Source organism: Flavobacterium sp. (assembly GCF_023151265.1).
Taxonomy (GTDB): Bacteria; Bacteroidota; Bacteroidia; order Flavobacteriales; family Flavobacteriaceae; genus Flavobacterium.
The window spans coordinates 1-11859 of the sequence record NZ_JAKLJH010000082.1 but is presented as its reverse complement, the minus strand read 5'-3'; the positions used below and the strand labels follow the sequence as shown (position 1 = coordinate 11859).

General features: G+C 33.0%; 8 protein-coding genes. 1 reads left to right on the top strand and 7 read right to left on the bottom strand.

Translation table 11 applies throughout. The annotated features are described in order from the left end of the window. The 7 genes from L6Q46_RS08820 to L6Q46_RS08790 form a co-directional block, all read right to left on the bottom strand. A partial coding sequence (locus L6Q46_RS08820) for a DUF2357 domain-containing protein (protein WP_291283995.1) occupies nucleotides 1-1857 on the bottom strand: 1857 nt, incomplete at its 3' end. Nucleotides 1858-1863: 6 nt separating this feature from the next. Then, the gene (locus tag L6Q46_RS08815) at nucleotides 1864-3723 is read right to left on the bottom strand and encodes a DUF3578 domain-containing protein (protein ID WP_291283994.1); all 1860 of its coding nucleotides are present in this window, start codon (nucleotides 3721-3723) and stop codon (nucleotides 1864-1866) included. A 570-nt stretch (nucleotides 3724-4293) separates the two neighbouring features. Next, on the bottom strand, nucleotides 4294-6522 hold the full coding sequence (locus L6Q46_RS08810) for a VapE domain-containing protein (RefSeq protein WP_291283993.1): 2229 nt from the start codon (nucleotides 6520-6522) through the stop codon (nucleotides 4294-4296). A gap of 127 nt (nucleotides 6523-6649) precedes the next feature. Next, the gene (locus L6Q46_RS08805; RefSeq protein ID WP_153200096.1) at nucleotides 6650-6931 is read right to left on the bottom strand and encodes a helix-turn-helix domain-containing protein; all 282 of its coding nucleotides are present in this window, start codon (nucleotides 6929-6931) and stop codon (nucleotides 6650-6652) included. An 89-nt stretch (nucleotides 6932-7020) separates the two neighbouring features. Beyond that, nucleotides 7021-7929, bottom strand: a complete 909-nt coding sequence (locus tag L6Q46_RS08800) for a hypothetical protein (protein ID WP_291283992.1) — start codon at nucleotides 7927-7929, stop codon at nucleotides 7021-7023. Between the two features lie 248 nt (nucleotides 7930-8177). Next, on the bottom strand, nucleotides 8178-9272 hold the full coding sequence (locus L6Q46_RS08795; RefSeq protein ID WP_291283991.1) for a Fic/DOC family N-terminal domain-containing protein: 1095 nt from the start codon (nucleotides 9270-9272) through the stop codon (nucleotides 8178-8180). A 171-nt stretch (nucleotides 9273-9443) separates the two neighbouring features. Beyond that, nucleotides 9444-10661: a site-specific integrase gene (locus tag L6Q46_RS08790; protein ID WP_291283990.1), complete on the bottom strand. Its 1218-nt coding sequence runs from the start codon at nucleotides 10659-10661 to the stop codon at nucleotides 9444-9446. Between the two features lie 420 nt (nucleotides 10662-11081). On the opposite strand from L6Q46_RS08790, the gene L6Q46_RS08785 reads away from it, so the two are divergent. Continuing rightward, nucleotides 11082-11603, top strand: coding sequence for a hypothetical protein (locus L6Q46_RS08785; RefSeq protein ID WP_291283989.1), 522 nt, complete (start codon nucleotides 11082-11084; stop codon nucleotides 11601-11603). The last annotated feature ends 256 nt before the right edge of the window (nucleotides 11604-11859 follow it).

Here is an 11859-nt window from a genome sequence, read left to right as displayed (position 1 = left end):
ATTATTATCCTCTTTATCAATTTGGTAAATTTGATGCGTTTTGTGACTTATATTTTCTCTTTGTGATGCTCTATCTAACAAGTGATCTATTACTAAATCTATAAATTTAGATAATTCAGATATATCATTGTTATGACTTGTTGGATTGATAGAAAAAGCTCCTAAACCAGGAATGATTTCATGAAATCCTCTAATTTCCTTTTTCTCTGTACCTGGATATAAAACATAAGCACCACCTGATCTTCTAATTGCATCTTTATAAGCGTGCATTTTTAATAAATCAGCATTTTTATAGATACCCTTACGTTCATTATTCTCTTCTTGTTCAATTAAATCATTATCTGTAGAAGTTTGAATTTGAAACTGTGTAACTTTATATTTTGCATCGAAATGAATATGTACAATAAGTTCTTGTTTTTCAGCTTCTTTTTCTTTTAAAATTGATGGCCAAACCGATAAAGTATAATCAGGACGAAGTGTAGTGGTATAACTACCTGCCTGTTCATCTGTATATTTTGTACCTCCTTTAAATGAACGATTGTAAGAGAATTTAACTTTTAATGCTCTGTTTTCTGTGATAAAATCACCATATAAAGCAGTGTGCTTTCCTTGCTTTATCATTACATTCAAACCGTCTTTGGTTGGTTCTATTAAATGATTGTAAGATTGCTCTTCGTGCTCTATATCTTTTATTTTGAACTTAGTTTTGAATAGGTCGTACAATGTAAAAAACAACCAATACTCATATAAAGTTGCAATGTCTCTTTTGCCTGCTTTGTAAACATCATCGCCGCCTTTCCAAACCAATTTAGATGCTAAATCGAATTGTAACCATGTACTTAAAACTTCTCGATAACCACTCTTTCTTTGTAAAACAGGACTATTTAATTTTAATGAGGTTGGTCTGGATATATCTTTAAAGAAAGATTGACTTAAATAGCCTTCTAATTTTGTAACCAAATTCGAGGCTTCAGCAGATGGTCTGGCAAATCCTTCTTTTTTGAAGTATTGTTCACAATCTTCTGCAAATCTTAAAAAAACTTCTAAGGCATGTTTTATAAATCGATTTTCAGATGTATCTGTGTGCTCGATTTTTCTGTAGCTATTTATTTTATTCGGTATTGATGGAATACCTACTTTATATAATGGATGTGATGACTGTAAAGGAATTCTGTTGGATCCCGATGTTATTTGCTTGCTAGCTGCATTGTTAAATCTATTTATTCTACGAATGTCAACTACTTCTTCTTCAGTATCCCAATTGGTTTTAGGAGAAGCGATTATCTTTAGTACTGCTTCTTCAAAATCTTTATTTTGAATGATGGTATTAATAAAACTGAATCGTTGGTAAATCGTTTTATTGTCTCTCGAAAAGTCGGTTTCAAAATTTTGCTCTACCGGAGAATTGATTTGCATTAAAAGTTCGGTACACTTATCTGTTATGTCTTTTAACATGAAACGATAGTTTTCACGATAACTTTTATCTAGCTCTGAATCGAACTTTGTAGCTAAGACTTCTAAAGTAATAGAAAATTCTTTACCCTCTTGAGTAGTATCAGTAACAAATAAGGTTAGTGTTCCCACATAGATATTTGGAACAATTCTTCCTATTGATGGTTCACGTTTAGATTGGGAAACTACACCATCAACACTACATTTTAATCGGTATTTTTTATTAGTAAAGGCATATTCATAGTTGTTACCTTCCAAAATTTGAAAGATACTTTCTCCATTTTCATTTGCTTCCTCTTCTGAAATTTCAAAAAGTCTTGCCTTGTTTTCAGGATAAATTTCTAAAAAGTCACTTTCGTCGAAGAATGTTAATGGTATTTGAATATGTTGTTTGAATTCCTCCATATCTATCTATGCTTCGGCATAACTAGTAAAACCATTAGCCAAAACATTCTTGTACATTCTGATTAGTTTTTCGAATGAAATAGGATACTTAACGTTAATATCTTCAAAGTCTTTTTTGTAAAGATCTTCAAAATTCTTTTCGAAATCTTCTTTTTTCATCCCATCAATACATAATCCCGCTAAGGCAATTAATATTTTTACCAACTTGCTTCTAGAACCATGTAATTTTGGCAACAATTTTTGCATAATCGCAATATCTAAACAAGCATTATCGGTAATTTTAGGTTCTAGCATTTTTAATTTTTTTACAAGTTGCATTATCTCCGTTGCAGAACGGTAACCGAACTCAGCTCCTACTTTTTTAAGCTCATTAAAGAAATAAACCAACTCTTTTGTCAATGCTTCATTTTTCTCTATTTCTACTTTTTCTGCAATTGATAAGAAACTTTCTGCCATTGCAATTCCGTTTCCAGTTAGTTTTTTCAAATCTGGAATACCTGGATTTGCTAAAAAACCATTGATTTCATCTTCTGTTATTCTGAATTCTATTACGTTTGCTCTATCCAATACTTTTGGGCTGAACATATATGTTGTTTCATCAATATTAACCGTACCAATAATAAACACATTTTTAGGCCAACCTATTTCTAAAGGGATTGACAAACCATCTAAACTTTCTCTTGTATTACCTGTATACAATTTTATAGTGTCGTTAGATTCCATGATACTTAAAAAGTCTGCGAAATAACGTTCCACATGACTAAGGTTCATTTCATCTAAGATTAAAAAGAAAGGCTTGTTTTCATTTTCTTTTTTAACCGCTTCCATTAACAAATGAACTACCCCACTATCAGGTGTAATATATTCATTTGAAACTAATCCGTTAGGATAACCTACTAAAGGTTCGCGATTGGTCCAATCGGCTCCAACAGGAACTATTTTGTATTGGTTTTCGTCTTCGCAAATCCATTGCACAAAACTTTGTGCTATTTTAGTTTTACCAGAACCAGATAAACCGCTTAGGATAACGAAGGGTTTTGAAGTGAGTGAAGCGATAAAACGAAGGATTAATTTTTCTGAAAAATTAAGATTTGATTCAAATGATTTGGTCTTAAAATCAATATAATTGAATTTCATTGAGTTTTTAGTTGTGTTAGTTTTAATATCCATTTTTATAGATTTGTAATAGTTTAAAAGATTAAATAAATCGCTGTTAATTGAAGATTTATTTAAACCATTTTTAATATTATAAACTTTGTAAATGAAAGATTTACCGTACCTAAAAGGGGCATTTAATTTTTTTTCAGAAAAATAAGATTGAATAGTTTTTAGTCCCTCTAAAGGCCATTGTTTTTCAGGGTCATTTGTCTCACTTATTCCATAAGCAAGAACTAGTAATTCCTCTTTTTTATAGTATAAATATACCGGATATATACCTTTACTTGTAGTCATTCCATCTCTTAAAAAAGAAATCCACGGTATGTTTGCAGGACCACCTTGACCAAAACTCACTTTTACATCTAAATCAAGAAATTTTTTAAGATATTTTGAATATTTTAAATCGTCAGTTTTAGATTGTTCTAAAAAGTTTTGTAATTCCTCAAAATAAGACGCTTCCTTTTTTTCAATAACAAAGCCATGTTTCTTTAAAATTTCAAAAGGTATTGTTACTGAATTTCCAAAATTCTCAAGCATTAATTCTTTACCGCCATTAAGCTTGTTTGCTTCTGACAAAACCAATATAGGGGGATATTTTTTATTTTCAAAAACCAAATCATATGTCGATGAAGTTCTACCTTTTAATAAATTAGGATTATTATCAATTTTTTCAATTGCTTTAATTAAATTCTCTCTATTAAATTCCATTTTTATCTTTTGATTTCAATTTTAAATCCTAAAAATCAAGTTAATTAAAAAGATTGCCCAAAATACAATTTTACTTTTCTTACTTATTCTTTTTAGAAATGTCTATTCTCACAAACATACAAAAAACCAATGGAAAGTAAGATGAGGAAATCCGTATTCTTACTAAAAAAGAAGAAAAATAGCGCAAAATTATGCAGGGTGTAGGGTGTAGGGAAAAAACGTGTAAAAGATTTTTATTTTTTCGGAACTAAAAAAAACGGATTTATTTGAGGAATTGGGTGCAAACTACACTTTGTTGTTTATTGATTTGCTTTTGAATATGCCGATGTTGCTAGAAAATTTGAAAAGTAAAAAAACTAAAAAAGTTTGTGTAGAAATTTGGTTACACCCCTTACACCCTCTTTGGAGTGGTCAGTGGTCGGTGGTCAGTTTGCAGAAAAAAAAGTGGATATCCTAACGAGAATTTCTTTGTCTTTCCAAATTCATTTTTATCAGTTTTGGAGAAACTGAAACAAGTTCAGTTTGACAAGCATTCTATTTTTGGGATACCCACTTTTGATTGTTTTGGGCTTACATTTCGGATTGTCGGTTGGTTTGATCTACTTCTTCGTAGGTGAATTCTTTTACTGCATAGACTGGACTTCCTTTTCGCATTAGTCTTGTGAAATTGTGTTTTTTTAAAGCTTTTCCGATTTTGTTTATGGTTCCATCGGTGATTGTGATTTTTGCTCTTTCAGCTAGTTTAGCTGCTATTTGTGAGGCGTTTAAATAGTGTGTGGCATTTTCTCTATCGCAAGGTTCAAACCATGTTAAAAGCAATTCTTCTTCTGGGCTTCGTAGTTGGTATTGTTCGTTGTTTTCGGTGATGTTTTTGATTTCTTCTTGGTCGAACCAATGTCTGAATCCTGTTTTGAATAAATACAAGGCTTGTGATAATACATTGTCAATATTGATTTCGTGTTGGTATTGGATGTTTTCTACTTCAAAACAAAGGAATCGTCTGCTACCTGTACTGTCGTTTAAGAATTGCGCTGTGTTGACACTTCCGGCAAATGATGCGCGTCTTGGCATGGTTTCGTTGTTGTGTCCGTACGCTTTTCTCATTCTGATTTGTGTCTTTGTGATGATTTCTTTTAAGCTTCCAATTTCGGAACGGTTTAGGTTTTCTAATTCGTCCAGGTTGATTAACATACATTCTGAAAGCTGCACTAAAGTGTCTTTGTTGTTTGGGTTTATGGTTCCTGAGAACAAATACTCTTTTAACTTTCTAGGTACTAGTTTTTCTACCCAAGTGGTTTTTCCTAATCCTTGCTTTCCACTGAATACAATTACGGTGTGATTGATTACTTTGTCATCCAATACACAACCTACCATTGCCACAATCCATTTTTTAAAACACTCTTGCCAAAGTTCTTGTTTTGTAGTGGTTATCGTGTTTGCCAATTCTAAAATATAGTCTGTTTTTTCATCATACGATGGTAGATTGAAAAAGTAATCTTCAAATGGATTGTATAATTCACAGAAATCGGAATACAATAGGTTTCGCAACGAAGAAAGGTTTGTTTTGATTCTTCCTTTTAAACATTCGCGAAGCATTGAGTTTTCAATGAAATCATTCATTACATGCCATTTCTTTTTACCGAAATACTGAAACTCTAACTTACCAGAAACCATGTTGTGCCGAAAGACATATCTTGTGGATAGGAATAGTTCTAATCGGTCGATTTGTGTTGGTTTTGGTTTGTCTTCATCGTCGTCCTCATAGAAGTCGCCTCTCGACTCCGCTCGAGGTGACAGGTTTTGATTGTCTGATTTTTTGGAATTGGATTTATTTAATTGACCGATTTTTGAGCTCTCGACTCCGCTCGAGTTGACAAACTTAGAGTATTCCTCTTTACCAAATTCGTGAATGTTTCCGTAGGCGCTGTGAACGGTTTGTGTTACTTCTTTTTCGTCATAGCCAAAGTCTGTTAGTATGAAGCTTAGTGCTTCGTTTAATGAAATTCCTTTTCGGTTTAGGTTGCACGCGAGTTGGTGTACGAATACGTTTCGGCTACCTGTCGCGTATTGCACTTTTTTTTCAGTGAAGCGGATGCAGTGATTGTAGATGGCTTCGCTGTTTTCCGTTGTCGGTTGTTGGTTGTCTGTTTGTCGCACTTCGACAGGCTCAGTGTGACAAGATTGGTTTGAGTTTGTTGCACTCAAACTCATCTCGCCCCTCGACTCCGCTCGGGATGACAGCATTTCATTTTGCTCTTTTGTGACAAATATCTTTGCAGCTTCGTTATGATAGAGTTTATCATCGAATGAGTAGAAACATAGTCGGGTTATGTCTTTTCCGGATTTGTCTATTTCATGGTTTAATAAGGTTTCATAGTGTTTTTGGATGGCCAAAAAGGTTTCTTTATGGTCTTCTTTATTGGTGTTTACTTTTACTAAAATCTTTAATCCATTACCTGATGGACTGATGAAACTTGCATAGGTGTATTCAGATTGGTTAGTTTTATTTATTGCGTTTTGTAAATCGGTTTGACTTAATTTATCAATGTCTAGGATAATGAAATTGGAGTATGCTTCCAGAAATTCCATTTTTCTACCACCAACAAATTTCCCAGAAGGAGTGAATGCAGGCAATGATTTTTTGGCTTTTTCATAGGCCTCTAGTTTGTTTTCTGCTAATGATTTACGCAAATAGGTTATCCCTGGTCTGTACTTTCCTGTTTTAATTTCGTGCAGGATTTCGGGAATTGTTTTGTGCTCTGTGACTTCGTTGAAGTTTTTGAATATGGTGATTGTCATTTTTGTTTCAAGTTTAAAGTTTCAGGTTATTTTAGCCACCCCGCCCGATGGGCACCCCTCCAGAGGATGGGAAATTTTGTTGTGATTGCAATCACAGACTTCGCAGGTTCCGTTGCACTGGTTCATACTATTTTCCTTTGAATGATTTGTTATAGTGTTCTTGTAGTAGTTTTTCAACATCAGAAAGTTTGTAGTAGATTTTACTTCCTACTTGGCTGAATGAGATTTTGCCTTCATCTCTCCAAGTTTGTGCTGTGCGTTTGGAGATTTTCATCAGCATAATGAACTCTTGATTGTCTAAGAAGGTTTCTTTCTTAGGGTCTGGCTTGGTGTTTAGTTGGCTTTGAATTGCATCTAATTTTGCCATTAAGTCGTTGTACTGGTCTTTTGTTAAAATAATTGCTTCCATTTTCGTAGTTTTTAAAAGATTATGGAGCAAAATTGTGAAGTAAAAAAAAGTCCCTTAGTCCCAATCGGGTCCCAAGGGACTATTATTTTTTAAAGAAAATTATCGAGGTCAATACGTTTGTGGGTTTTAGGTCGTTTGTCACCTCTTGATGGTTTGAGGATTGTTTCGACTGTTTGGGGACTTATTTCGTTGTTGTCTTTGTCGATGAAGTTGTTGACGATCATGTTTACGATATCGCCATTGGAAGCATCAATAAATGATTTTCCATCTACAAATAATTCACGACTGAGTTGGTAGAAAATATCCACTAACTGATTTAGGTTTCCGTTGAATTTTAGTTTTTTAATGGTTTGTTTGTTGTTCTGTTCCAGTTCTTTTTCTTTCTCTATTTCCGAACGCATTTTGCGAAGTGTTTGTAATTTCTCAATCAGCTGCACACATTGCTTGTCATAGGGTTGTAATTTGTTGTTAATGGAAATGATGTCTGCTTGTCGGTACTCGAAAATTTCTTCGTTTAAATACAGAATTTTGTCATTGAAAGATTCCATTTTTTCAACGTGCTGTTTTACTTCAAAGAACGAAAAGTAACGATCCTCAGCATCGGCATTGATTAACCTTTTTGGCGTAGGTTGTTTGATTTCTTTTACACTCGAAGCTTGCAGCTCGGTTCGTTTTTTTTCGATGATGTTGTACAATTTATTGAATCTACTCAAAGCCTTTTGAGATATGAATAGTTCTTCATTGTTGGCTAATAGTTTTTCGAATTTGTTTAACCATGTTGTACCATCGCTATTTAGTTGGATTTGGTAGGTTATGAATTCGGGCAGTTGGGATTGTGGTATGGTGAATACCTTTTCTAATAATGCAATGCAATAATTCTCCAGTGTGGGTTCCTGGTCGTGTGTGATGTCAAAAATAGAAGCTGCACTTTGTGCTGTGTCGACTGCTCTCCAATCTGAGAACATAGATTTTTTGATGTTTTGCCCTTTTAAATTCACGTTTTTAGCTAGTGTTTAATTTGTTCATTATTTGTTATTTGGTTACACTTTTTCCAAAGCCATTAATTGAAATGGTTTAGTAGCTTGAAGTTCAGGTATACTTCAAGTAATTTTCAATATGATTTTGGAAGTTTTTTACTATTTGGGATGCCTAAAATTAGAATAAATAAAGTACCACTTTGCGTTGATTTTCGCACAAGTTTTCAACAAAATGCAAAAGGCTTGTGTTTGCTAGGGATGAAAAAAAATTAGGTGTTTTTCAATAATTCTAGTAATCTAAAATTGATGTATATTTTTTCTTTACCTATTGTTTCGCTTTTCAAAAACCCTGCTTCTTCTAAGGCTATCAGATAGTTTCCAATTGTTTTTAATGAAGCAATCCCTTCCGATTCTAACTGCGTTCTTTTTGTATATGGTAATCTGAATAATGCTTCCACCAAGTCTTTGGAATATACTTTTGGTAATTTTTGTTGCATTTCTGCTGCCATATTATTCATTAATTCTTCTATTGCAGCAATTTGATTTCTTCCTTTTGAAGCTGTTTTTTCTACCATATCTAGCATGTACAAAATCCAATCTTCCCAATTTCCTTCTTCGGTTACCTTTCTTAAATTGGTATAATATTCGTTTTTGTAAGTGATGATGTAATTGCTCAAATACAACGCTGGTAAATCGAGTAAGCCTGAAAGTTTTAAATATAATAATAGAATTATTCTACCGGTTCTTCCATTTCCATCAAAAAACGGGTGTATCGCTTCAAACTGATAATGAATGATTGCCATTTTTACCAATGGATCAATCGTATCATCAGCATGTATAAAATCTTCTAAATTTTTTAGTTTCTGACGAATTACTTCTTCTCCTTCTGGTGGTGTATAGACTACTTTTCCAGTCACAGGATTTTTTAATTGCGTTCCAGGAGCGTTACGAATGCCCGATGTATTTTCTTTAATAATTTGCATTAATTGAATAAACAAATTAGTCGTCAATATTGGTCGCTTTTCTATTTCTTGAAAGCCAAACCATAATGCATCTTTATAATGCATGACTTCTTTTGTTGCAGGATTGTCGTACTTTTTCTCTGCAATTGATGCCATGAAAAGTTCATCTTGCGTTGTAATGATGTTTTCGATTGCCGAACTCGCTTGTGCTTCTTGTAAATTGATGGTATCAATAAATAAAGTTGGGTTTGGCAAATTTGTAATTGCACCTTTTAACTCAGATAAAGCTCTACTTGATGTAATTAATTTTTTTAAAATATTTTTAGATTCTAAATCAGAATTGGGTGGTAACAATGGTAAGTCATTGTAAGGTGTTTCAGGGTTGTAGTTTGAATTCATCATTATAAAAAATATTTAAAAAAACGAGAGTAAATTTTTCCTTGAACTTGATTTCGAGAGTAAAAATACTAAAAAATTACCTTCGAAATGATTTTCGAGAGTAAAAAAGCACAAAAATTACCTTCGAAAAAGAAAACGAGAGTAATTTTTTGAATTATTTACTCTCGTTCTGTTTTAGTAAATGTAGTTGTCAACTGCTTTGTCTAATTCTTCCGAAATGATTTTAGCATATACTTGTGTGGTGCTGATGTCTCGGTGGTCCATTAGTTTTGAAACGTGCTCAATTCTCATTCCATTATTCAAAGCATTAGTAGCAAATGTGTGTCGGCTAATATGAAACGTAACTTTAACTGGAATTTCTAATTTCTTAGCAATGCGCTGTAATTGAAAATTAGCTGCTTTATTGGCACTTTCAATAAAAGTATAACGATACTCATCATCTTTTAAATACAGTTCTTTATTCGTGATTACAGGGAATATAAAGTCGTCTTGTTCAGCATTCTCCTTTTTGTATTTATTGATGATATCCAAAGCTAATTGACCTATTTTAAACTGATGCATTCTGCCTGTTTTACGAATTACTTTTTGTATTCTTCTTTCTTCTTCATTGAAGTGTTTTACTTGAAATTCTAATACATCACTGAATCGTAATCCTCCTGCGAAAATTGAAAATATGAACATATCGCGATATACGCTTGCTTTTGATTTTTCGTCGAGCTTGTATTTTATTATCTCCTCAAATTGTTCTTTCTTTAAAAACTGTCGTCTGCTTGGGTCTTTTTTGAGTTTTAATTTACTGAACGGATACATATGTTCCGGTATCTTATCTTCTTTAATAGCTTCTTTGAACATTATCGCCAAAATCATTATGGAATAACGTTGTGTTGTATTTCCGTTCTTTAAAACGTTACTTAAATAACTCATGTAATCCATCAATAATGAAACTGTAATTTCATCAAAATAGACATCCTTTGTCCCTACCCATTTTTCGAACTTATCTAAATAGGCGTGATAATTTTTATAGGTTGAAATGGAAACGTTATTTCTAATTCGTTCGCAATGTTTTCGAGAAAACTCAAAAAAATTAGGTATTTCTTTGCCTTTGATGGCTTCCTTAATTCTCTTGATAGAAACGGTTTTTACTTTTCGTTCCATGTCGGCAATTTGACCTTCGGCATCGGCAACTTTTTGAGCTAATGCTGCATTCATTCTCGCGCTATTTGGATAGCTTTTCTTAACTCTCTGCTTTAATTCATCCCAATCACTTTCTTTGAGTTTGAGTCCAGCAGTGATAAATTTCGTTTTTCTGTCTTTTATAATTCTTATGTACAGCGGGCTTTTACCTGTATGATCTTTCTGATTGGTGCGTAATACTAATTTAATTGATGCCATAATAATAGAATTTTAGAGTAGTTGTACTATATTTGTAATGCGGTGCAAAAGAGTGAAAGTATTGATTTTACTAGTGTTTCATTCTAGTGCAACACAGTACTAAGGTACAACAATTGGTACAACAAATCAAGTATTTTGTTGCTTTTTTCTGCTTAAATTTGCTTTAGTATTTTTTATAAAGTCAATAAATACAGTGCTTTAAGTGCAAAAGGGTACTTGCAGAATTATTATAGAGATAACAGCGGTTTGCTTCAATGGCTACTTCCGGATTTTCCTACGGAAAATCCGCAGCTGAATGGAATGTTTTGTTATATTTGTAGTGGCTTGGTGTTGGTACAACGCCACTGAGAGCAAGCCGCAGAACGTTGTGGTGCATTTTAGAAAACGAACCGAAAAATAATTAAACCGAATTGAAATTTTATGGATTTAGCAAGACACTGCGAATTGTGTGATAATCAAAAAATAAATTTAGAAGTTGGAACTACTTGTGGATTGACTGAACAAAAACCCGAATTCAATAAAACTTGTTCCAAAATTGAGCTTAATGAAAAGTTTGAAAACAAACTCAAATCGGTAAACATAGAATATGAAAATATTAAACGAAAAAAAACGCTAACTCATATTTATTTTGCAGTATTTCTTTTAATTGGGATTGCTGTAATTGTTGGCGGTTATTTATTGGGAAAATATGCATTCAATAAAAGAGTTATTTCAACTGTTCCTATAATAATTATGGGGGCTGGCCTTGCTCCTCTTGGATTAGCATTTGGAACTCTTAATAATTTTAGACAATCAATTCAAGTTGCTAAAAACAAAAAAGATAAAATCGACGAAGTTTTAAATGAATATAGAATTGAATATGAAATTGACATTACTTTTGGTGAAGAAATTCATGGGACACAAGAAGTTCATGCAAAATTAAAAACTAAAGGTATACGTTAATTAAAAAACGACACCACAACAGCGGTTTGCTTCAATGGCTACTTCCGGATTTTCCTACGGAAAATCCGCTGCTGAATGGAATGTTTTGTTATATTTGTAATGGCTTGGTGTTGGTGCAACGCCACTGAGAGCAAGCCGCAGAACGTTGTGTGCAACATATTTTCCGAACTTACGCCGAAAGCTTCTCTCCTATTTTTCCGAAAGAAATTTATTGAAATTGTTATGAAAAATTTTGCGTGATAATTGAAAAACGAAC

What these genes read in the sequence shown, in the direction of transcription:
- L6Q46_RS08815 (WP_291283994.1), bottom strand. Translation starts at nt 3,723, where the DNA reads ATGGAATTTAATAGAGAGAATTTAATTAAAGCAATTGAAAAAATTGAT.
- L6Q46_RS08810 (WP_291283993.1), bottom strand. Translation starts at nt 6,522, where the DNA reads ATGACAATCACCATATTCAAAAACTTCAACGAAGTCACAGAGCACAAA.
- L6Q46_RS08805 (WP_153200096.1), bottom strand. Translation starts at nt 6,931, where the DNA reads ATGGAAGCAATTATTTTAACAAAAGACCAGTACAACGACTTAATGGCA.
- L6Q46_RS08795 (WP_291283991.1), bottom strand. Translation starts at nt 9,272, where the DNA reads ATGATGAATTCAAACTACAACCCTGAAACACCTTACAATGACTTACCA.
- L6Q46_RS08790 (WP_291283990.1), bottom strand. Translation starts at nt 10,661, where the DNA reads ATGGCATCAATTAAATTAGTATTACGCACCAATCAGAAAGATCATACA.
- L6Q46_RS08785 (WP_291283989.1), top strand. Translation starts at nt 11,082, where the DNA reads ATGGATTTAGCAAGACACTGCGAATTGTGTGATAATCAAAAAATAAAT.